Annotated in this window: 16 protein-coding genes; 10 read left to right on the top strand and 6 right to left on the bottom strand. The window is 42.5% G+C overall.

The features are described 5' to 3' along the window. Positions 1–30 precede the first annotated feature (30 nt). The gene (locus tag MHN30_RS20015) at positions 31–327 is read left to right on the top strand and encodes a hypothetical protein (RefSeq protein WP_239360890.1); all 297 of its coding nucleotides are present in this window, start codon (positions 31–33) and stop codon (positions 325–327) included. Further along, the gene (gene rimI, locus MHN30_RS20010; RefSeq protein ID WP_239360889.1) at positions 317–763 is read left to right on the top strand and encodes a ribosomal protein S18-alanine N-acetyltransferase; all 447 of its coding nucleotides are present in this window, start codon (positions 317–319) and stop codon (positions 761–763) included. The genes MHN30_RS20015 and rimI overlap by 11 nt, the downstream gene beginning before the upstream one ends. Here the strand turns inward: rimI and MHN30_RS20005 are convergent. The 3 genes from MHN30_RS20005 to MHN30_RS19995 form a co-directional block, all read right to left on the bottom strand. Further along, entirely contained in the window at positions 755–3436 is a 2682-nt protein-coding gene (locus MHN30_RS20005; RefSeq protein WP_130125809.1) for an ATP-binding protein, read from the bottom strand. The genes rimI and MHN30_RS20005 overlap by 9 nt on opposite strands. 184 nt (positions 3437–3620) lie before the next feature. Continuing rightward, positions 3621–6551 (bottom strand): TonB-dependent receptor, encoded by a 2931-nt coding sequence (locus MHN30_RS20000; RefSeq protein ID WP_239360888.1) that lies wholly within the window; start codon positions 6549–6551, stop codon positions 3621–3623. Between the two features lie 464 nt (positions 6552–7015). Continuing rightward, on the bottom strand, positions 7016–8116 hold the full coding sequence (locus tag MHN30_RS19995; protein WP_239360887.1) for a tRNA nucleotidyltransferase: 1101 nt from the start codon (positions 8114–8116) through the stop codon (positions 7016–7018). Between the two features lie 90 nt (positions 8117–8206). Here MHN30_RS19995 and MHN30_RS19990 point away from each other — a divergent pair, with 90 nt between their 5' ends. Continuing rightward, entirely contained in the window at positions 8207–9121 is a 915-nt protein-coding gene (locus tag MHN30_RS19990) for an AAA family ATPase (protein ID WP_130163468.1), read from the top strand. An 8-nt stretch (positions 9122–9129) separates the two neighbouring features. Next, complete coding sequence (locus MHN30_RS19985; RefSeq protein ID WP_239360886.1) at positions 9130–10113, top strand: general secretion pathway protein GspB; 984 nt, start codon at positions 9130–9132, stop codon at positions 10111–10113. A gap of 2 nt (positions 10114–10115) precedes the next feature. Here MHN30_RS19985 and MHN30_RS19980 read toward each other — a convergent pair whose 3' ends face one another. Further along, positions 10116–11327: an HD-GYP domain-containing protein gene (locus MHN30_RS19980; RefSeq protein ID WP_130163470.1), complete on the bottom strand. Its 1212-nt coding sequence runs from the start codon at positions 11325–11327 to the stop codon at positions 10116–10118. A gap of 128 nt (positions 11328–11455) precedes the next feature. On the opposite strand from MHN30_RS19980, the gene MHN30_RS19975 reads away from it, so the two are divergent. Continuing rightward, on the top strand, positions 11456–12769 hold the full coding sequence (locus tag MHN30_RS19975; protein ID WP_130163471.1) for an amidohydrolase: 1314 nt from the start codon (positions 11456–11458) through the stop codon (positions 12767–12769). A gap of 61 nt (positions 12770–12830) precedes the next feature. On the opposite strand, the gene MHN30_RS19970 is transcribed toward MHN30_RS19975, so the two are convergent. Next, on the bottom strand, positions 12831–14171 hold the full coding sequence (locus MHN30_RS19970; protein WP_010374659.1) for a peptidoglycan DD-metalloendopeptidase family protein: 1341 nt from the start codon (positions 14169–14171) through the stop codon (positions 12831–12833). A gap of 151 nt (positions 14172–14322) precedes the next feature. Between MHN30_RS19970 and tyrS the strand changes: the two genes are divergently transcribed. Further along, positions 14323–15522, top strand: coding sequence for a tyrosine--tRNA ligase (tyrS, locus tag MHN30_RS19965; protein ID WP_130163472.1), 1200 nt, complete (start codon positions 14323–14325; stop codon positions 15520–15522). A gap of 307 nt (positions 15523–15829) precedes the next feature. After that, on the top strand, positions 15830–16078 hold the full coding sequence (locus MHN30_RS19960; RefSeq protein WP_099030485.1) for a DUF1289 domain-containing protein: 249 nt from the start codon (positions 15830–15832) through the stop codon (positions 16076–16078). Here the strand turns inward: MHN30_RS19960 and MHN30_RS19955 are convergent. Further along, positions 16062–16751 carry a hypothetical protein gene (locus MHN30_RS19955; RefSeq protein WP_239360885.1) on the bottom strand — a complete coding sequence of 230 codons (690 nt, stop codon included), beginning with the start codon at positions 16749–16751 and terminating at the stop codon, positions 16062–16064. The genes MHN30_RS19960 and MHN30_RS19955 overlap by 17 nt on opposite strands. A gap of 170 nt (positions 16752–16921) precedes the next feature. Here MHN30_RS19955 and MHN30_RS19950 point away from each other — a divergent pair, with 170 nt between their 5' ends. Genes MHN30_RS19950 through MHN30_RS19940 form a run of 3 tightly spaced genes read left to right on the top strand, consistent with a single transcriptional unit; the run spans position 16922 to position 22036 of the window. After that, positions 16922–17125 carry a DUF3283 family protein gene (locus MHN30_RS19950; protein ID WP_010374667.1) on the top strand — a complete coding sequence of 68 codons (204 nt, stop codon included), beginning with the start codon at positions 16922–16924 and terminating at the stop codon, positions 17123–17125. Next, positions 17125–17550: a GNAT family N-acetyltransferase gene (locus tag MHN30_RS19945; RefSeq protein ID WP_010374669.1), complete on the top strand. Its 426-nt coding sequence runs from the start codon at positions 17125–17127 to the stop codon at positions 17548–17550. Before MHN30_RS19950 ends, MHN30_RS19945 begins: the two co-directional genes overlap by 1 nt. A gap of 19 nt (positions 17551–17569) precedes the next feature. Next, positions 17570–22036, top strand: coding sequence for an EAL domain-containing protein (locus MHN30_RS19940; RefSeq protein ID WP_239360884.1), 4467 nt, complete (start codon positions 17570–17572; stop codon positions 22034–22036). Positions 22037–22042 lie beyond the last annotated feature (6 nt).

Genomic DNA, 22042 nt, shown 5'->3' with positions numbered 1-22042 from the left:
AAACTCCCTAAAAAATTAAACTGCTTAGCTATGAATCCGATTTACGCAAATATTCTCGATATTGTACCGCTAAAGCTAAATTCTACATTTGCACATCTTGACCCTAACGCTGTTGTTGCTACTGATGTGAATGAGCTTCAGCAAATAGCTTTACCGGCTGTTTTGTTGCAGGACTTTGAATTGGTCATGGGTAGAAAAATTGAGGTTGTCATGGGCAACACGATTGCATTTGAGAATAACCAATTGAGTTTGCCAAGTGCACAACTAAGTACAGCTCAAAAGCGTGAGTTGTGGCAATTAATCTGGAGTCAACAAGATGCAAGTTAAGCAAGGTGGTTTACTGCAGTTTCCACTTAATGAGATTATGCAGGTAGAGCAAGCTTGTCATGCTTTTCCTTGGAGTGAGAAAACCATGCAGTCTTGCCTTCACGGTCGTTACTTTAATACGGCTATTGTTGATGGTAATACGCTAGTGGGTTTCTACGTTGCTGAGCGTGCGGGCCCAGACTTAACCTTGATGGATATTTGTATTCGTCCTAATTACCAAGGTAAGGGCTACGCGAAGCCATTAATGGAAGATTTATTAGCGCAAGCGGAGAGCTTGCAAGCAGAAAATATCTTCCTTGAAGTTAGAGCGTCAAACTCTGCAGCAATCGCGTTATATCATCGCTATGGTTTTGTCGAAATGGGCTTGAGAAAAAACTACTACCCAAGCACTCATGGCCATGAAGATGCAATGCTCATGGCTTTACCATTAGCCTAAGTGACTATTATCCGTTGGCTGGTCTATTGATAGGGTATAGCGCATAGCCTCAGTGAGCTTAAGCAAATAGTAATGGCGATTACTGTTTTGTGTTTTTTGCAAACTGGTTTCTAGTTCCCCTGCGGCTTCATGAATATTCATAAAGCCAAAGCAACCCGCGCTGCCTTTGATACTATGTGCCAGTGCCCTTAAAGATTCCCATTCTTGTTTATCGTAAAGCTTTTGCAGCTCAGCTAGCTGTGACGGTAGCTTTTCGACATAATTACGACTTATTTGTAAGAACTTTTCGGTTTTTAATAAGGCATCCCATGAAGAGGACTTGTCATTTTGAAGTTCAAGGTACTCTAGTAGCAATTTACCTAGCAATTCTTTATCTATCGGCTTGCCAAGAGTAGCATCACACCCTGCTTTAATATGGTTGTCTATGTCGTGTTTCATTACGTTGGCGGTAAGCGCGATGATTGGTCCATCATAGGCGGCATGTCTGAGCATTTGCGTTGCTTCTTCACCACCCATGACTGGCATTTGCATATCCATTAATATCAGTTGATAGTCTTCAACCAGCGCCATCTCAACCGCTTCAGCACCGTTATTAGCAATATCAGGAACTATGCCCCAGTTAGACAGTAGCAGCGTAATAAGCTCTTGGTTATCGGGGTTGTCTTCCGCAACAAGCACTTTGGCATCAAGCTCTTTTACCGCCGCAATATGGGTTTTACTGTTATCCGGTTGTTTTGGTCGCTCAAGTGCGTTTAGCCAAGAGTAAGAGCGCTCTTTGAAATTACCAGAGACCTCAACAGAAAATAAGCTTCCTGTGCCTTGTTGGCTTTGAACATGCACGTCACCACCAAGCAGTTGTGCTAAATTCTTTGAAATACAAAGACCTAGTCCTGTGCCACCGAAGCGTCGAGTTGTTGTTGTGTCGGCTTGCTCAAAAGGCTTAAATGCGCGCTCTAGCTCATTTTGTGACATGCCAATTCCGGTGTCTTTGATGCTAAAGATAAACTTTTCAGATTCTGGTCTAAACTCCACCTTTAAATGAACGCCACCGTACTCAGTAAATTTCACCGCGTTTGTTGCGATGTTAAGCAAGATTTGTTTTAAGCGAGTAATGTCGGTGTAAAGCTTGTCAGGCAAGGGTAGAATAAATTCTGTGGAAAAGTTCAGTAGTTTTTCATTCGTCATCGGCTCAATGATGGATTCAATATCATTGATGAGTGGCATTACCAAGACCTCTGATTCTTCCACATCCAGTTTTTCAGCCTCAATTTTCGAAAGGTCTAAGATATTATTGATAAGTTCTAAAAGGTGTTTAGAGTTTCTTAAAATTGTGTCTAGGTGCTGTTTTGAGGTTGGAGAATTAGGATGCTGTATAAGCTGCTCGGTAAACCCCATAATAGCAGTCAGCGGGGTACGTATCTCATGACTCATGTTAGCTAAAAAGCGGCTTTTAAGCTGGTTTGCCTGCTCGGCTTCTACAATAGCAACTTCTAGCTTGCTATTGGTCTCTTCTAATTCTTTGGTTCTGTCTTCAACTTTTTCTTCCAAGTGCTCTTTGTAATCCTCAAGCTCTCGTTGAAAGGTACGAATTTGGCCGATCATATGGTTGAAATCTCGAAAAAGGATGCCAACTTCGTCACTGTTATGCTCCGGTAGCGCCACCATTAGGTCACCATCTCCGACTCTATGGCTCGCTTCCCCCAGTAATTCTATGGGGTTGAGCAACAGGTTGCGGACCACGATAAAAATCAAAATTGGCAATGTAACGACAGATAAAATAACGATCAATGCTGTGATCAGACTAATGGTTTTACCAGAGCGGTAAAGTAGCGATTTAGGGATCGTTGAAATATAAAAGTAGCCTCCGCTTAGTTGCGCGCTGTAGGTCATCCTTTCCACATTATCAATACTATGAATAACGGTAGAGTCTAATTGGCCAAGATCAGCAATATAACCAATTTCTTCTATTTCACTGGCGCTTAAGTAGTGGCCAATGAGGTTCGTATCTGAGCTGAATAACACTTCACCATCAATACTCACTAATAGGTTTAGCGTATTGTCGTACGGTGCTTCGAGAATACTGGTACTTAAAAGAGAAGGAGAGACTTGTACGACGATATAACCTTGTTGTCTAGGTTGCTTGAGTTCGTAATCTACGCTGTAGATTTGCTGGACAAAATACAGCTGTGTACCTGCACTTGAGGCAACCATAAATTGATGTTGGCGCAAGTTACTTTGCATGATCTGTTTGGCGAAAGGGTAGAGGTTTGGCGCTTCGCCCAAGTTACTGGAATAAAATGCGGAGCTTCTGCCATTGGGAGATAAAAGATTGATGCTGATAATATCAGGGTAGGCTTCACTATAACTGGCAAATACATCCATCAGTGCACCTAAACGCTTGGTTTTTTCCATCCTTTCAAGGTTGGCCGAATTAAGAAAGTCACTAAGTACTGGAGAGGTTGAGAGCAGTTTTGTTGTTGACTGGTAGATCTCAATATAATTGAACATCTTCTGCTGTTGTTGTTCAACGAAACGACTAACAATGAGCTTGGCTTGTTTTTGCGTTGAGCTAGTTACATTCGTGAGCGTAAATCCGCCAAGAAACAGCAAGGGTAATATCACAAGCGGGGTGATATACCAAAGGAGTCGAATACTTAACTTGCTTGTTTTCATGGATAACTAGCTGCCTTGCTACACGAAATCTTAATGACAATAAAATTAACATGAGTATTAAATCATAAGCGGGGAAAGGTGAATACTCAAGTTTGTCCAATTGCGTCGAAAATACGATAAAAGGTGGGGGCTAAATAAAAAAGCCTCCAAAAAGGAGGCTTTCGGATCGTAATTTTACAGCAGATTAGAAGTTATACTTCATACCTAGTGATAGACGACGACCTTTAACATCGAAGAATTCACCGTCATCGTATGTATAAGGTGTACGAGGCGGCTCTTTATCAAATACGTTATTTACACCAACACGTAGTTGTAGATCTTCAACCAAGTTAGTTTTATACATGAAATCTACAGTAGTGTAAGAAGAAACCTCATTGAAGTTGTTATCTTCAGGTGTCCACTCGTTATCTTCAACAGTGCTGTGGCGATAGTTTACTGTTACTACGTATGCAGAATCATCATGCGTGTATAGCGCGCTGAAACGGCCTTTCCAGCGTGGTGCGTCATCCGTTTCACCCATGTAGTTACGGAAGTCTTCCGCACGACCAGTTGAGTTTTGGTTATCTTCAATCAAATAAGTCGCAGTTAGTTTAAGTGCAAACTCACCGTTTAATGCGTCAAATTTGTATGCAGATTCAAAGTCCATGCCTTTTTTGGTGATTTGTGCAGCGTTAATTGGACGCGAGTAGTAGTTTTCAATTTCACCAGTTTCTTTATTACGTACAAAGTTACCACAGAAAGGGTTGTCTAAAGAAGATGCTTCGTAACAAAGCTTAATACTGTCACGACCAAAGTATTCAATTGCACCATCAATTTCAAATGACCAGTAGTCAACAGTAAGATCCAAGCCTTCAGCAAATTCAGGCGTGTAAATTACACCGATAGTGTAGTCATTAGATACTTCGTTTTTCAGCTCAGTATTACCTTGAATATAACCAGGTAAGCTACCACCAGATAACCATTCATCAGAAGGCATCCAACCCGCAGCTAGACCAGCAGCTTGACAGTTGTTGATGATGTTATCTCTGTACTTGTAGTCACTGCTTAACTCTGCAATTGAATCTGCGCGACAAACGTCTGCACGGCCTGAGCTGTAAGTTTTAGAGTTTGGAGTAAACAGGTCACCTAGGTTTGGCGCACGTACCGATTTAGAACGGTTTACACGTACACGTAGTTCGTCAGTCACACCCCAGTTTAGTGCAAGTTTCCAAGCATCGTCACCACCTGTTACAGAGTAATCCATGTAACGGTATGCACCTTCAAAAGTAAGGTCAGTAGCTAGGAATTCATCCATCAGTAGCGGTACAGAAACCTCGGCTGAGAATTCTTTAACTTCGATTTCGCCATCCATAGGTAGGCTTGAGTTACCTTTAATAAGGCCCTGCTCCATGTTTTCAGATGGACGGATCTTAGCAACTTCACGACGGTGCTCAGCTGTAAACGCTGCACTTACGTAACCTGCAGGTAATTCAAATAATACACCATCAACCGTTGCACCAAATACTGCTTGGTCGTGTCTTGCAAAACGAGTTGCAGTCGTTGAAATGTAACCTAGTTGTTCCTGAGTTGCACTTGTTGCACCCATTGGGTTGAATGGTACACAACCTTCACGTGCACCAGTCACGTTACCGTCAGCATCACGGGTAGCACACACAACTTGACCATCGATTAATACAGAATCAATCGCATTAGCTAGGTTGTTTTTATAAACTTCACCAGTCCACAGCGTGTCTTGTTCGATACGACCGAATTGGAAGTATGTGCTGTAGCTCCAGTCATCGTTAATGATGCCTTCAGCACCAATTGATGAACGGAACACTTCACGCTCTTGGTTATACTTACGGTCACCCCATAAGTTTTCGTTTGCTTGATAAAGTGTTACAGAGTCTAGACCTGCGTCATCCATCACTTTACCCATGGCATCGTTTACAAATGCGCTATCGCGACGGATTGTGTGTGAGAAGAATGCAGGGCTACTTTCAGTCGTTGCTTCCGTCTTAGAATAAGTCGCATCAAATGTTAGTGCATGTTCATCATTCAGCTCATATGTACCGTAAAGAGTACCGATCATTCGCTCAAGAGGTGTGCGGAAATAATCTTTATAACCGTGTCTGAAGATAGCATCACCAGGGTTTGCTTCGTCGTAGGTGTAACGACCTGCAGCACGAACTGGCTTATTAGTAAGTTGAGCTGGATCGTCGATTAGACCAAGACCGTAATCGAATGGACGCATTGTACCGTCTTCATCGAAAGTGAAGTGGTGGTTCTCAAACGCTTCACGTGTCTTTGTACCAGTCCAAGCAAAGAAGTCACCACGCTCTGAGTAATAGCCAAGTGCTGTTGGGTGATTAAACTCGATATCAGCAGGAATACCGTCACTACCACCTGTATTTGCAGGGTTAGAGATAGATCTCATGCCGCGCTTGAAGAAGTCACGGTCTAGTTTCGCGTAGCTTTCATTTTTGGTGTAGTTTAAAGAGGTAATGAAAGAGAGCTTTTCTAGTTCTTGACCACCGGTAATCGAGAAGAAATATTCCTCACCACCGCTTTGTTCAGGCTTTACTGTAGACACATCAACTTCTACACCATCGAATGACTTTTTAGTGATGATGTTTACAACACCAGCTACAGCGTCAGCACCGTATACTGCTGCTGCACCACCCGTTGCGATTTCTACGCGCTCAATAATAGAGGTAGGGATGTTGTTTAAATCTACCGCAGTGTCACCAACAGAGCCTGGTACAAAACGACGACCATTAACAAGTACTAATGTACGCTCTGAACCTAAACCACGTAGGTCAGTTGTATTTAAGCCTGATGCATAGATATAGTTAGTAGTATTCTCTGGAGATAGGCCAACTGTTGCTTGAGGCATTTCAGCTAAAAGGTCATTTACGTTTGTGATGCCTTGGTTTTCAAGCTCCACACCACCGATAACGGTAACTGGAGTCGGCGAAGTTAGGTTTACACGTTTAATTCGAGAACCTGTAACTTGAATACGCTCTACTGATTTTGCTTCTGTCTGCTCGTTTGCAACAGCTACTGAACTACTTACGGCACCGGCCACTAAAGCAACTTGGATACCCGCGGTAACTAGATTTAACTTCTTCAACATTTTGACCCTTATTTACTTTGTTTATAACGACGGTCAACTCTTTCCATACATTTGAAAGAGGAGATATCGCAATATAGGTGCAGCGTTTTTACCATAAACAATTGTTAAATATGGCTTTTGTCTAAATGTGTATGATGTTTATAAAAGGTGTAATATGTGATTTTGCTGTTCCTGTTTTGATTTTATTCTTATTAATCATATGGTTGTGTTGAGTCTTTGTGTCATCTTTTATTTACGGTTAGTGAGTGTTTACAAATGCTGTTATTGTTTTGAAAACAATAATTTTATATTTGATAGGAATGGTATAAGTTTTAGCGGTAATTTTGAGCGTATTTGTAGCTGGATTTGTAATTTTTATGTAGTATTTGCTGTGTTAAAAATGAGCGTTTGATATTGTGGAGCTCATTTTTGTGGGAACTTTTAAAGATAGGCTGAAAATCAACCTATCTTTTCACGGTAGATGGCTAGTTTTGTATAGCTTTTAGGCGTCTGAGTTTGAGCTGTTCTTGAATAGCCTTTCCCTGATAGCCCATTGCGATGATCTCTTGAACGTCTATGTTGCGAGTTGCTAAAAAGTTCTGTGTAAGTTTGTCACAAAGCACGCGGAAATTATCACTTACCTTGCTACAAATATAACAAAAACGCGCTAATTTCTCAGGTCTGCGCCATGCGTCAATATTTTGTAATATAATAAGCCAATCATCCGGCGTTTTATTTTCCTTGCTCAATAAATCGAGATTTGTGATGAGCTCTTTGCTGCTTTCTATGTAACTATTAGGGACTTTGAATCGTTTTGCTTGCGCTAACTGAATCAAGCTAGTACCCGAAAAGTAACAGGCAAGGCTGAATTGTGCTAACCCATCTAACTCATCATTTTTTTCAAGTCTAGAGAGTGCGCTTTGGAATTTGTCATAGGCTGCTTCATCCCATTTTGGGATATATGGAGTGACATCATCAAGCGCACTGAGCCTCCAAATGGTATGTAGAAAGTGCCCCAAACCTTTATCTTGGATTGTCTTTTCTATTTCTAGCCAAATACGCTCTTTGGTTAAGGTTTTTAATTCACCGTTAGCAACCATGGTTTGCATAAGGTGCCAAGTTTCAGCAGCAATGGTGAAGTTGTATTCTTTATAACGAGCTGCAAAACGCGCTACTCGCAGCACTCGAAGTGGATCTTCACTAAAAGCACTGCTCACATGGCGTAATATTCTGCTTTCTAAATCTTTTTGGCCGTCATAAGGGTCGATAAGTGAACCATCATCATCTTTAGCAATTGCATTAACGGTAAGATCTCGGCGAAGCAAATCTTCTTCCAGTGTGATTTCAGGGCCGAAGTCGCAAATAAATCCGGTATATCCTTGACCACTCTTTCGCTCAGTGCGCGCAAGTGCGTGCTCATCTTTGGTCGTTGGATGTAAAAACACAGGAAAATCATTACCAACCTGCTGATAACCCAGTTTGCTCATTTGCTCAAGTGTGCTGCCAACGACGACATAATCTCTTTCTTTTATTGGGCGTCCTAGCAGTTCGTCTCTAACTGCACCGCCGACGAGGTAGATTTTCATTTTCTATGTTCCATTTTCTGCGATTCGAGGTTTTATCTTGAACCGGATTTTGCCATTATAGAGCGCATCATAACAATAAAGAGACAAGTCGTGTATTTACGCTATTTTGGGTTAACTGAAAAACCCTTTTCGATTGCTCCAAATCCTGAATTTTTATTCCTTAGCGAACGTCACAAGGAAGCACTTGCACATTTAACCTATGGGTTGGGTGACGCGGGCGGTTTTGTGCTACTGACAGGTGAAGTGGGAACGGGCAAAACCACAGTAACACGCAGCATGTTGGCTCAATTACCTGAATCAACGAAGGTTGCTTTTATACTTAATCCATCACTATCAGAGCTTGAACTGCTTGCGACGATTTGTGATGAGTTGGAAATTGACTATGACAGCAACAACGCCACGTTAAAATCGCTTACCGATGTGATTAAGCATAGATTGTTAGAGAACCATCATAGTGGTGGTCATACTATGTTGATCATTGATGAAGCTCAGCATCTAGCACCAGAGGTACTTGAACAGCTTAGGCTGTTGACTAATCTGGAAACAGATCATAAAAAATTGCTACAAATTGTATTGGTAGGTCAGCCAGAGCTACAGCATTTGTTACAGCGCAACGAGCTACGTCAATTGGCACAGAGGATCACTGCGCGTTATCACTTGCTACCACTTAGCGAATCGCAAGTGTTTGCTTATATACAGCACCGACTGCAAAAAGCAGGTTGTCAGCAAGCGTTGTTCCACCACGATGCGGTAGCCTATGTACATCAAGTGACAGCTGGGATCCCAAGATTGATAAACTTGTTGGCCGACAGATGTTTATTAGGTGCTTACTCGGCATCGCAAACTCAGGTAACGAAAGCAATCGCTGTTCAAGCTGCAAAAGAGGCGCTACCCACTAATTTAGTGCCAGTCGCAAGGCAAGAAAAAAATCGCGTGCCTTTATTGTTTACGGCTTGGCTTGGTGTGTTATTTATTGCAGGCTTTGGCTTGGCAAAGTTGGTGTAGAGGGAAACATGTCGTATTTAACAAGTGCAATGAAACAGTCGCAACAAGGCGCAGATGCAGAGCAGGATTATTTGAGTCAACGTCAAGACGCCCAACTCATTTTCTATAAAAAGCTCGTTACCTATGCCGGTGCGGGTCTCTTGTCTCTGTCTTCACTTGGGGCGGGCTATTATATTGGTAAGATAACGACCCCCGCGGAAGTGCAACCTGCAGTAACGTCTAAAGAGGAACCGAAAAAAGAAGAGCAAGCTGAGCTTTCTACAGATCTTGCGGTGGAGAATAATCAGCAGGTGAAAAAGGCTAATGTTGCTAGTCAAGAAGTGAGTACACCAACCACTACTTCAGCGACAAACAACACTGTTAATCCTAATCTAGCGGCGCAAACTGCTGAGCCTGAGCAGCATTTCCAGTGGGTGTCTGTGCAAATTGGTGTTGATAACCAAGGCAAGCCTTTATATCAACAACAATTGGTACCGGTAGATTCTGTTAAAGCTGTAGCTGTTGTTCCAGCCCCTGTCCCTACATCGGATGCCATTCAACCTAATCAGGCTACTCAAGACTCATCTCCTGGAGAAATCCAAACGGCTGGTGAATATGCGGGTTATCGCGTATTTGGTGCTAAGCCAAAACTACAAGATGATGAACTTGCCGGGGTATCAGAAGAACTTAAAAAAGCCTTTGCTGAGGCGGTAAAAGAAACGGCACCGCATGAAGAGCCTGAGGTGCTTTCTACGACTAAGGACTCTGCTTCAGCTACGCCCATCGCGCTGCTGCCTGCCCAATTGCAAAATAGTATTCCAAGCTTACGTTATCAAGCGCATATTTATGCTACCGACTCGCATGAGCGGTGGATAAAAATAAACAATAGACCTTTATATGAGGGTGATAGTCTAGGTGCTTTGACCGTTGTAGAAATTACACCAGAGCAAACACGTTTTGATTTCGATGGTATTGAATTCAGCCTCGAAGCAATGGAGGACTGGCTGCCTTAATATCAAGGCAGCATTGAGTGTTTAAAAAACCGGATAAGATCAAGCTTGAATTCTTCAGGCTTGATCGCTGACTCTAGCTCATCGTTTGCTTTTTTCGCGCTTAAATCTATATCTTGAACTTCAATGTAATGCATGTGCTTAGCGTGATAAAACACTTTCACGACGGGCTTTAAAGGTGTTTTGGGGTTACTTTGGGCAATAACACCGACCTTACCACTAGTGAGTTTTACTAAGGTGCCTACAGGGTATACGCCAATGCAAGCAATAAACCGGCTTAGGAGTTGTTCGTCAAAATGGTGAGGGCAGCCTTCACGCATTAACTTAAAAGCTTTAATTGGTGTCATGCCCTCTTTATAGACGCGCTCGGCGGTCAATGCGTCATACACATCAACGATAGCGGCCATTCTGACATGCTGTGGTAGTTCGTCCGCGGTTTTGCCATAAGGATACCCTGTGCCATCTAGGCGCTCGTGGTGATAACCCGCAATTTCGCAAGCAACTCGTCCAAGACCCGCATTGAGCAAAATATCAAAGCTATATTTTGCGTGTGATTTCATAATGCCGTATTCATCTAAGCTCAACTTTCCTGGCTTATGTAAAATATCGTCGGGAATTTCTATCTTACCAATGTCATGGAGTAGCGCCCCTGTGGTCATCTCTTCGGTTAATTCTCTAGAGTAGCCAAGGTGCTTACAGAAAATAGCCATTAAGATAGAAACATTAATAGAGTGCTCCAATAAATAGGCGTCTTTTTCTCTGATCCGAGCAATGCAGGAAAGCGCATCTTGATTGCGAAATACGGAGTCAATAAAGCCGCTCGCTGTTGCTTTAAAAGCCTCTATTTCTATCGTTTTACCCGCTTTAATATCCGCAAACGCTTTGCTTTGAATTGCCTTTGCTTCGTCGTAAAGTGTCACTGCGTGTTGCATTTCTGCGTCAACACTACACTTGGTTTGCCAAGGATCATGCTCTGGTTTATGCGGTTCTTCTATATTTTCATCATGAGGAGGTTCATCGTGAGGGTCGTGTTCTGAAAGGCGCTTACTGGGATCAACCGTTACCTCTAAAACACCACTCTTTTGTAGCTTTGTAATGCTTGTTTTCGTTCTCACCCAGCCCTTGGTTTTAATCGCAACTGAGCCTGTCTGCTTTGTCACACCGACAACAAACATACCTGGCTCTAAATCACTGATATTAATATTAATCTCTGGCATGAGGATTCCTTTAGTTGTGTCTTTAAGCGTAGCAAAGCTTGGTAAAATAGAAAGGATTAAAATATAAATATGATTGATTTTCCCCCAATAAACCCGCATCCTGAAAGAAACAAAAAGGAGTCTATCTTATGCGCTTATCTCCCTTGGCATTAGGCCTCATTGCTACTTTGTCTTGGCATGCGAATGCTAATTTGAAACAACAAGTTGCAGAGTCTATGCCTGAACTTGAATCTTTGTACCTACATTTACATCAAAACCCTGAGCTTTCGTATAAAGAAGAAAAAACAGCAGGGCGTTTGGCGGATGAAATGCGCAGACTTGGTTATGACGTGACTGAAAATGTGGGTGGCTTTGGTGTTGTTGGCATGCTGAAAAATGGTGATGGTCCAACGGTGATGATCCGAGCTGATACCGATGGTTTGCCAATTATTGAAGAAACAGGAAAGTCGTACGCGTCAAAAGTTAAAGTGAAAGATGATGCGGGGAATTTGGTTGGTGTGATGCACGGTTGTGGTCACGACATCCATATGACCAGTTTAATCGGTACAGCAAAACAGCTAATGGCTAACAAGGAAAAGTGGCAAGGTACATTGATGTTAGTTGCTCAACCCGCTGAAGAAGTGGGTGGCGGCGCAAAAGCCATGTTAAAGGAAGGGCTATATACTCAATTTGCTAAACCCGATCATGTTATTGGTTTGCATGTAAGTGCTGCGGTTCCTGCCGGTAAAGTGGCGATCGCACCGGGTTATGCACTGGCTAATGTTGACTCAGTTGACATCATTGTCAAGGGTAAAGGGGGGCATGGAGCCTATCCACATACTACCATCGACCCTGTGGTACTGGCATCGCGGATTGTTTTGGGGCTACAGACCATTACATCACGAGAGATCTCTCCGTTAGAACCGTCGGTGATCACAGTAGGCTCTATTCACGGTGGTTCTAAGCACAACATTATTTCAAACGAAGTGAAGCTACAATTGACGCTACGTTCTTATAATCCGGATGTACGTGAGCAACAAATTGCGGCGATCAAACGCCTGACTGCAGGCATTGCACACAGTGCAGGGTTGGAGGACAGTCTTGTGCCTGAGGTTATCGTTCATGAAAGCGAAAGCATTCCATCTACGTATAATAATCCGGAGTTGGCTGAGTTTGTAACTAGCGCCATTAAGCAGGAAATTGGTGCAGAAAATGTTGAACAATCTCAGCCTGTGATGGCTGGTGAAGATTTCGGCTTATATGGCCGTACTGATGACAATGTACCAATTACCATTTTTTGGCTAGGTGGTGTTAATCAAGCGGTATTCGATGCGACACAAAAAAGCGGAGAGCCTTTACCTTCATTGCATTCTAGTAAATTTGCACCAGATTATCCTATTGCCATCGCAACTGGAGTAAGAGCGATGAGCAATAGTGCACTTGCTTTGTTTAATCAAAAATAAGCTTTATCTAGCATTTTTATCTCGCATAGTAAAAAGGTAGCCTCGGCTACCTTTTTAGTTTTTAGTCTTTATTTGCTGCAGCAAGCATTAACTCTCTATTGCGCTCTAGTTTTACCAGCATCGCATCTGCAATGGGCTTGAACTTAGCGAGCTCAGACTGAGGTAATGGCTCAGACTTCGGCAGTTTTACCGTTTTAGGATTTCGGTGTACGCCGTTCACCAAAAACTCATAATGAAGGTGAGGACCTGTCACGCGGCCAGTTGAGCCGACAGTACCAATTTTCTGTCCTTGCTTCACTTTTTGACCTGTCTTCACTGCACGTTTATTCAAGTGTAAGTACTTAGTCACATACTTGCTACCGTGCTGAATAAACACATAGTTACCATTGAGTTTATTGTAACCTGACTTGAGTACTTTACCGTTACCAGAGGAAACCACCGGCGTGCCTACGCGTGCCGCATAGTCTATACCATTGTGAGACGATACTCGGCCAGTCACAGGGTGAAGACGACGCGGATTGAAGCTGGAGCTGATATATTTGAAGTTAACTGGTGCTCTTAAGAAGGCTTTTTTCATGCTACGGCCTTCAGGGGTATAGAACTCGTCATCAGTATGACGAACCGCGCTGTAACGCTCGCCTTGGTTAATGAATTCTGCGGCAATAATTTTACCATTACCGATTTCTTCACCGTCTACATAGTGCTTCTCAAACACTAATGCGAAAGAGTCGCCCTTACGAATATCATTTGCAAAGTCGACATCCCAACCAAAAATATCGGCGAAGTTCATTATTTGACGTTCGCTAAGGCCCGCTGAAATACCGGCGCTCCAGAAGCTGGAACTGATCTCGCCACCCGCTGATTTTTCGCGACTTTCGATTTCTTTGCTTTCGATTTTGGTTTCGTAACTACCCTCGTCGTTTAGGGTGACCAATAAGGTATCCGTTTTTGACAAGATGTATTTTAATTGAGCTAATTCACCACCATCATTGCTAGCAAAGCTAAGCACTTCTCCCGGGTGGATTTTAGTCAGCTTACGGGTTTCTGCGTTGGTATTGACCAGATTGTGTAACGTTTTGGCAGAATAACCTGCGCGTTTAAAAATCACGGCTAGGCTGTCGCCAGACTTCACTTCGTGGTCTTTAAATTCAAATACAGGTTGCTTAGGGGCAGACTCAGGCGTGATGACTGGCGCTGCATCTAATTCAGTAAGTTGCTCTGTTTTTTCTGATATTTTTACTGGCAACTCGTAACGTTTCCCAACTTCTAAAGCTTTTCCGTCATTGTCTTTTGAAGCCGTTGCTTTTTCAGAGGGGATCAGGGCAATTCCGACCATCGCAGATAGGAAGCCGATGATGAGCACTTTGTGCTTTTTGGGGAGCTTATGAACCACATGAACCATAATGCGCCTTTTCTGCTGTCAAGAATTATTGTAGATAATATTGCAGGATATACGTAATAAACCCGTAATACCAGCGTTTTGTGCATTTAAACTCGGATAAATATAGGCTAGAATCGAGCGATTACAAGTTATAGCTGTTGGAGTGAGAATAGTGGATTTAGAAACTGCATTTGCAGAGATTAGCCGTGGTGCAGAAGAAATTCTGTTGCAGGATGAATTAAAAGAAAAGCTGAAGTCAGGTAAAAAACTACGTATTAAAGCGGGTTTCGATCCAACAGCGCCTGATTTGCATTTAGGACACACAGTGCTAATCAATAAAATGAAAACCTTTCAAGACTTAGGCCATGAGGTGATTTTCTTGATTGGTGATTTCACCGGTATGATTGGCGACCCAACGGGCAAAAATGTAACTCGTAAGCCACTCACTCGTGAAGATGTACTGGCAAATGCAGAAACATACAAAGAACAGGTTTTCAAAATCCTTGATCCTGCCAAAACCACAGTTGCATTCAACTCTGAGTGGATGGAAAAGCTTGGCACAGCTGGTATGATCAAGCTTGCTGCACGTCAAACTGTGGCACGTATGCTTGAGCGCGACGACTTTAAAAAGCGTTATGCAAATGGTCAAGCAATCGCAATCCACGAATTTTTATATCCACTGGTTCAAGGTTGGGACTCGGTTGCACTAGAGGCAGATGTTGAGCTGGGTGGTACCGATCAGCGCTTCAACCTATTAATGGGTCGTGAGCTACAAAAAGACGAAGGGCAAAAACCGCAAACAGTACTGATGATGCCGCTACTTGAAGGCACCGACGGTGTGCAGAAAATGTCTAAGTCATTAGGTAACTACATCGGTATTACTGATGCGCCAAACGACATGTTCGGTAAAGTGATGTCGATTTCTGACGATTTAATGTGGCGTTACTACGAGTTGCTAAGTGCGAAAACATTGGATGATATCGCTGCACTTAAAGAAGAAGTTGTGGGTGGCCGTAACCCTCGTGACATTAAGATTGAATTTGCAAAAGAAATGATTGCTCGATTCCACAGTGAAGCTGACGCTGAAGCGGCACATCAAGACTTTATCAAGCGTTTCCAAAAAAATGCCTTACCTGATGAGATCCCTGAAGTCACCGTAACTATTGAGGGTGAAAGCACGTTTATCACTAACTTGCTAAAAGAAGCGGGTTTAGTGACAAGTACTTCAGAGGCGATGCGCATGATCAAGCAAGGCGCAGTAAAACTTAACGGCGAAGACAAAGTAACGGATACCAAATTAGAAGTTACTAAAGGTTCTTGCGAAATCTACCAAGTAGGTAAGCGTAAGTTTGCGAAAGTAACGGTAAACTAAATTAGTTTGCCTACACTTCATTTTAAAAAGGCTAGGCTAGCGAGTGACTAGCCTTTTTAATTTGAGATATAAAAAGCGCGGTTATCGCTCTTTGTCAAGACAAGTGAATTCCCGCTTCAATTTCGCCTATTCCCACGCAAACTTTATTCTTAATTAAGCTGCAAAAATTGCCTTCAAACGTTGATTGATTTTGATCATGAACGTTATTCGAGTGTTGTTGAATGCAAGCAAGCTTATCAGAATTACACCTTGGCAGAGTTTGCCCTAGCCAGTATGCTTAGGTTAGGGTTAATGGTGTAGCGCATACATGGAACAAATTGAGATATTCGAGATCCCAAGTCCGTGTAAGGGGATCTGTCAGGTAAATAATCGCGGTTATTGTAAAGGTTGCTATCGCAGTCGCGAGGAGCGCTTTGAGTGGAATAATTTGAATAACGAGCAAAAGCGTAAAGTTATCTCGTTGTGTCAGCAACGTTATAAAAGGTACCTGCAACGAAAGTCAAAATCAGAGCATATGGACGATCAAAAAGGGGAAAACTTCAAATTTGATATTTAGCTTTAAGCATTTTTATTATTCCTTGTCGCTCAAACTCCTCTAACTTTGCTTTGATAAGTGGGACTAGTTGTTCGTTACGCTTATGTACAAAGTGGAAACTTTCAACGACGGCTAAATTTTTTATCTGCAATGTTTCTTCATTTATGTTCTTTAGATGTGGCTTTAAGTGAAAGTCGAGTATCAATGCGCCTTCAACCTGTTTCTGCATGACTAAGTTAAGCTGTGCCACCGCGCTTTTAACGCCAATAACATAGGCTGTGGTATGGTGTTCAGCCAAATAAGTAGTTGCGACGGGATAGCCGCTGCGGACCGTTAATGATTTGATTTCGTTAAGCTCGCAGTGAGCACATAGGGTGAATAACTGTAAATTAAACTGAAATAAGGGATAGTCAATACGGCGCAGGTTTGGATACTCATTCTCCACACTGGCAACTCGAGCTAGCTGTCCGTCTAAGTTTCCTGCGTTGGCTGCAATTAAAGAGCCTTTATGATTAAACTCCTCAAGGCGTAACTCTATTCCGAGAGATTGATAAACCATTTCCATCAGCTCTATCACATAGAGCGCTTGTGGAGCTTGCGGTGGTTTATTGAAGCGCATAACTTTTGGTAGTTCATTCGCGGCGTGTGCAACAGTTGAAATAATCATTAGTAAACACAGTAATACGGTTTTCAATCCGACTCCTTCGGTGGGTCACTCAGCGATTTTTATGCATTTAAGTATACATAATTTTTACAATAAAGGGCACGCTATCGCGCTTTAATCAAAACTAGATTTTGCTGCAATAGACAGACAGCCTTGTGATACACTTGAGCTTTCCTTTGCTTAAAATTGAATGATGCGTAATGAGCTATAACCTGTGTTTACTACCTAGACAAGAAAAATACCAAATTCAACTTGAGTATGAGGCGTCGTTTTGGGCCTACCAAATAAAACGAGGCAAAAAAAGTAGAGAAGCGATTTATGACACCATCAATCAAAGGCCGTTGTCTGAACAGGACACGCTAAAGCAAAAGTTTGAGTATTACCTGAGTCTAATGCTTGCTTGATGCTGACAATTGAATTGCTCCCAGCCGTAATGACGCCGCTTGTGAATAAGTTTTATGCAGCAAACAAAGCGCGGGGGCGAGCAGCAAAACACGACAAAGTGTGGGTTGCAAAAAATAGCAATGAAATTATCGCGGCTTGTCGTTTGCAACCGGTAGACGGATATTGGTTGCTGGTGGGCGTTTATGTTGCATCACAACATAGAAAACAAGGCATTGCGAAGAAACTAATTGAAGCTGTGATTGCACAGTTTCGTAGTCAGCAGCCACAGCAGATAATTTATACTTTTGCTTACTGTCATCTTCATGACTTTTACAGCGCACTTGGGTTTCAAAGCAATTCACGAGAGCTACCACCTGAACTTGCTTCTCGCTTATCTAGTTATCTTGGACAAAATCGTCAACTCGTGGCAATGTATTACGTCTAGTTAACAACCTCGGCTTTTTATGTTTCGCCTGTGTTTTATATTTTGCATTTGCCTATTTACTGCATTGGTAAATGCTGCACAAATTTCTCGACTTTCTCCCGCGGAAGGATTATCACAAAGTTACGTAAATACGTTGCTCATAGATGAGCAGGGCTATTTGTGGCTTTCTACCGAAGGAGGACTTAACCGTTACGACGGTTATCAAGTGCTGGACGTGAATGGACCAGATGGTGTGCTTGATAAAGTGCAAGTGAATTATATTTACCAGGACAACCTTGGTGGCATTTGGATCACCACGGGGATCGCAGGATTATTGCGATACGACCCCATGAAAGACGAGTATAGAAAGTACATAGAGCCACCCTCCACAGAGGACGAGTTTTATTCCAATTTGGTTAATATTGTTTTGACCAAAGATGATGATCATATGTGGGTTGTGCGCACCAATGATGTCGCTATCCTCAATATCCATACAGGCAAACTTGAGAGTGAAGTGACTTTACCGCTAGATGAAGAAAGCGGTTTTATACGCGCCGTTTATCAACATCAAGACATTTTGTTTATCGCCACTTCAGAGCGCTTGTTTGCATATCATTTAACAACGAAAAAACTAAGACCCCTTGACCACCTTGCTCCCATTGCACATCCCTATCAAACAAATACTAAATCACTATTTATTTTAGACCAAGATACCTTGCTCGTGGGAGCGGTTCAGGGGATGTACGAGCTAGATATTTCTCAACTCCTAAAAGATTTTGACGCAGAGGTACCGTTTAAAACGCTACTTCCTGAGCTAAATATATGGAAAATGCTCAGACATGATGAACACACCTTGCTACTTGGTACCGATAAAGGTCTTGTTTATTACACGATTGAAGATGGTAATGCGGTTCGTGATAAACGCTTGTCTACAAGCGTATTTTTACCATCAAATACCAGTGTTATCGATATTGTCAAAGACAACTATGGCGGGCTTTGGGTTGCAACCAAAGAAGATGGCGCATTTTACTTACCAGACAGCACACTGGCGTTTGATAACGTTAGCGATCTTACCGTTGAAGGTGAGGGTTTTTCTCACAGTAATGTCTGGGCAATGCATGAATCTAATCAGTTCTTGTGGCTAGCAACGAATGATGGCCTAACACGATATAATGCAAAAACCAGAGAGACCAAACAGTTTCTAAAGGGTTACTTGGGTGACGAAATTCTCTCAGAGTTTATTATCTGGAAGATTGCGGAGTATAACAATAAGCTTTGGCTAACAACTGTGAAAGGATTGTTTGTCTTTGATCCTATTACTCATGAAGTGACAAGACCCAAGGCTAATAACCCAGAAGATAAAGAGATACTGACATCCTTTGTGAAAGGAGGGGAGCTGTTAGCTGATGGTAAGTTTTATTTCGTCAATAGTGACGTGGGGATGTTCGTTTATGATATTAATACAGCAGAGCTGACACACCTGACGAAGTCATTTGAAAATGTCGATCCGTTTCTTACTTATGGCTTCTACCCACCACTTCCAAACGAACCGCTTAAACCCCTTTACTACTATGCTGGCGTATTGCTGCAATATGATCCGCAGTTGGAAACGCTAACTGAGATCTATAAAGCGCCAAAGGCAAATAAGCATTTAGCGGTTGATATCACCACCTATACCATAGATAAAAATAATATCTTGTGGTTGTCGTTATCATCATTTGGTTTGATTGGTCTGACGCTAGACGGTTATGAGCCGATTTATAACATCGATTTAAAAGCCCATAAAATAGATACTTTGATGTATGAAATGCGCCAAGACAAAGAAGGAATGATTTGGATGTCATCTCACAAGGGAATTTGGCGTCTAGATCCGGATAATTTGCACTTACAACAATTCACCACCGAGGATGGCATACTTTCTAATGAATTTAACGGTGGCGCGTCCGTGATGTTGGAAGACGGTCGCATTGCGTATGGTATGTTAAAAGGGTTTGTGGTGTTTTCTCCTGATGACAATCGGCCTAAAAAGCCTTTACTTGATCATGTAAATATCACCAGCGTGGATTTAATTTCTCGCCCAAATCAAAAAGCCGGATTAAAGCAATTTGATCACATTGAACTTGAACATGACGATATTGGACTCGAAGTGTCATTCTCTGCGATGGCATTTAGCTATCAGGATCGGATCATTTATGAGTATCAAATATCCGGTGGTCAGAAGATCTTGAGCCGCAATCAAAATCGTGTGGTATTTCCTAAACTTAATCCCGGTGAATATGCATTAAAAGTGTGGGCTAAAGACCCATTAACGGGAGATTATACACCGCCTGCAAAATTAACCATTAATGTGAACTATCCCGCATGGCGTTCACCCGTTGCGATTGCTGGATATGTGTTTCTCACGCTCTTACTACTGTCTCTTTGGAGCTATCGAAAGTATCGTGTTGAGCAACTTATTCTTGCCGCTCATAAGGAAACACAAGACCGCGAAGCTAGGTTGAAAATGGCGCTAGAAGGAAGTAACTCCGGTGTATGGGAGTGGCATGCGGGTAGTACCTTAATCTATCAGCCTAGATTAGTTACTGAACTCGACTACGAACTTGAGAGTGTTGGTTTAGATGATTATCTGCAAAAGATACACCCCTCGGATAGAGCCATGTTCCGCTTACAGTGGCTTGAGTTCGTCACAACGAACAAAGGGTTTATCGACTGTACTTATCGATTAAAAGACAGCAAAGGTCAGTGGCGCTGGTACAAGGATTTTGGCAAGGTACTCGAATGGGATGAAGGCAATCCAACACAAGTGGCTGGCACCTATACCAACTTAACGCGTGAACGTTTATTTGAAGAGCGTGCCGCATTATTTGGGGCTGCGTTTGAGCAGACCCGTGACTGGGTTATGATCTTAGACAAAAGACTACGTATTCAGGCTTGTAATCGGGCGATGCAAAATGCCTTTAATCTTGACTCTATCCCGTCATCAAGCACTGCGGTGAAACTTGGGATGTCGAGACAAAAGCGGATGATGTATCTACGCCAAACCTTGGCGTTGGCAGTACATCAACACTTGAGTTCAGAGGAAGTCGTAAGTCTGCCTAATGGTGATGAAAGAGACGTATTGATTAAAATTAGTGCCGTGGCAAATGGTGATGGCGAACTATACAGTTATGTCGTGGTACTAACCGATATTAGCCAACAAAAGCGTACTGAAAAAGAGCTATATCAGCTCGCTAACTACGATTTACAGACGAAGTTGCCGAATAAAGCGTTATTGATGGATAGAGTGCAGCATGCAATCAAGCAGTCGCAGGCTCAAGAGACACATTTTGCGTTGTTGGTAATCAAATTCAATCGCTTACAAAATCTATACGATATTTATGGTGCAGACTTTGTGGCTGAGCTGCTTCCACTGCTTGCAACAAAGCTACGCTGTTGCTTCCGAGAATTAGACAGTTTAGCAACCGGGCATGATAAGTCGTTTTATGTGTTGATGGAGCATCTCGATAACCCTGAAAAGGTGCATCAATATGTAGAGTGTTTAGTTCACTCATTTAGCACACCTTTGGAGGCTGCTGGACATACTGTGCAGATGCAACCTACGATAGGAATTGCAATGTACCCGGATGATGCGTCCGACGCTTTTGAGCTCAATCAAGCGGCTAAGGCGGCCCTTGAACATGTCAATGTACAACAAATTTCTAGTTATCAGTTTTTCCGCGAAGAGATGAATGGCAAGGTTAGGCGTTCTCGTGAAGTTGAACAAGCGCTTATGCGAGCATTAAAAAATGGTGAATTTAGTAATCATTATCAGCCAATTGTCGATGTACAAAGCGATACCTTGCTTGGCTTTGAAGCGCTATTACGTTGGCCTGAAAATAGTGAGTTTTGCGCTCAAGAGTATGCGCTCGCAGCTGAACATGCTGGCGTAGTTACCGAGCTTACCCTGCAAACGTTATCTCGGGCATTGGTTGAATTGAGACACTGGCAAACCATTGAGCGCGATTTGTATATATCTATTAATCTATCTGCCATTGATTTTGAATCCTCGAGCTTGGTCGATAATATTCAACAAGCTCTAAGTCGCAGTAAAGTGTCAGGTCACTCAGTGGCTTTTGAGATAACGGAAACTGCCTTGCTTTCTAACGTTGATAGCGCCGTGAAAGTGATGAAAGAAATTAAAGCACTGGGCTGTCGTATCTATATGGATGACTTTGGGACGGGGTACGCCTCTTTGACCTATCTGCAACAATTGCCTATTGATGTCATCAAGATAGATAAAAGCTTTGTACAACAAATTGCTGAGGATCCTGAAAGCTATTTGATCATTCGCTCATGTGTAAATTTAGCGCATGGACTGGGATTAAAATGTGTCGCTGAAGGGGTGGAAAACGACCTACAGTATCAGCGAATTAAAGCTGAGCAAGTTGATTATTATCAAGGCTATCGCTTCAGCTTGGCGATTAGTGGTGAGCAGGTAGCGCAATTACTCTCTGAAACATCGCTGTAGCCTCTC

This window comes from Pseudoalteromonas sp. OF7H-1, assembly GCF_022347825.1.
Taxonomy (GTDB): Bacteria; Pseudomonadota; Gammaproteobacteria; order Enterobacterales; family Alteromonadaceae; genus Pseudoalteromonas; species Pseudoalteromonas maricaloris.
The sequence above is the reverse complement of the archived record's forward strand: the minus strand, read 5'-3'. Positions and strand labels throughout refer to the sequence as shown.

What these genes read in the sequence shown, in the direction of transcription:
- MHN30_RS19960 (WP_099030485.1), top strand. Translation starts at nt 15,830, where the DNA reads ATGGAACAAATTGAGATATTCGAGATCCCAAGTCCGTGTAAGGGGATC.
- MHN30_RS19945 (WP_010374669.1), top strand. Translation starts at nt 17,125, where the DNA reads ATGCTGACAATTGAATTGCTCCCAGCCGTAATGACGCCGCTTGTGAAT.
- MHN30_RS19980 (WP_130163470.1), bottom strand. Translation starts at nt 11,327, where the DNA reads ATGCCAGAGATTAATATTAATATCAGTGATTTAGAGCCAGGTATGTTT.
- MHN30_RS19985 (WP_239360886.1), top strand. Translation starts at nt 9,130, where the DNA reads ATGTCGTATTTAACAAGTGCAATGAAACAGTCGCAACAAGGCGCAGAT.
- MHN30_RS19950 (WP_010374667.1), top strand. Translation starts at nt 16,922, where the DNA reads ATGAGCTATAACCTGTGTTTACTACCTAGACAAGAAAAATACCAAATT.
- MHN30_RS20015 (WP_239360890.1), top strand. Translation starts at nt 31, where the DNA reads ATGAATCCGATTTACGCAAATATTCTCGATATTGTACCGCTAAAGCTA.
- MHN30_RS20000 (WP_239360888.1), bottom strand. Translation starts at nt 6,551, where the DNA reads ATGTTGAAGAAGTTAAATCTAGTTACCGCGGGTATCCAAGTTGCTTTA.
- MHN30_RS19995 (WP_239360887.1), bottom strand. Translation starts at nt 8,116, where the DNA reads ATGAAAATCTACCTCGTCGGCGGTGCAGTTAGAGACGAACTGCTAGGA.
- MHN30_RS19940 (WP_239360884.1), top strand. Translation starts at nt 17,570, where the DNA reads ATGTTTCGCCTGTGTTTTATATTTTGCATTTGCCTATTTACTGCATTG.
- MHN30_RS19975 (WP_130163471.1), top strand. Translation starts at nt 11,456, where the DNA reads ATGCGCTTATCTCCCTTGGCATTAGGCCTCATTGCTACTTTGTCTTGG.
- rimI (WP_239360889.1), top strand. Translation starts at nt 317, where the DNA reads ATGCAAGTTAAGCAAGGTGGTTTACTGCAGTTTCCACTTAATGAGATT.
- MHN30_RS20005 (WP_130125809.1), bottom strand. Translation starts at nt 3,436, where the DNA reads ATGAAAACAAGCAAGTTAAGTATTCGACTCCTTTGGTATATCACCCCG.
- MHN30_RS19970 (WP_010374659.1), bottom strand. Translation starts at nt 14,171, where the DNA reads ATGGTTCATGTGGTTCATAAGCTCCCCAAAAAGCACAAAGTGCTCATC.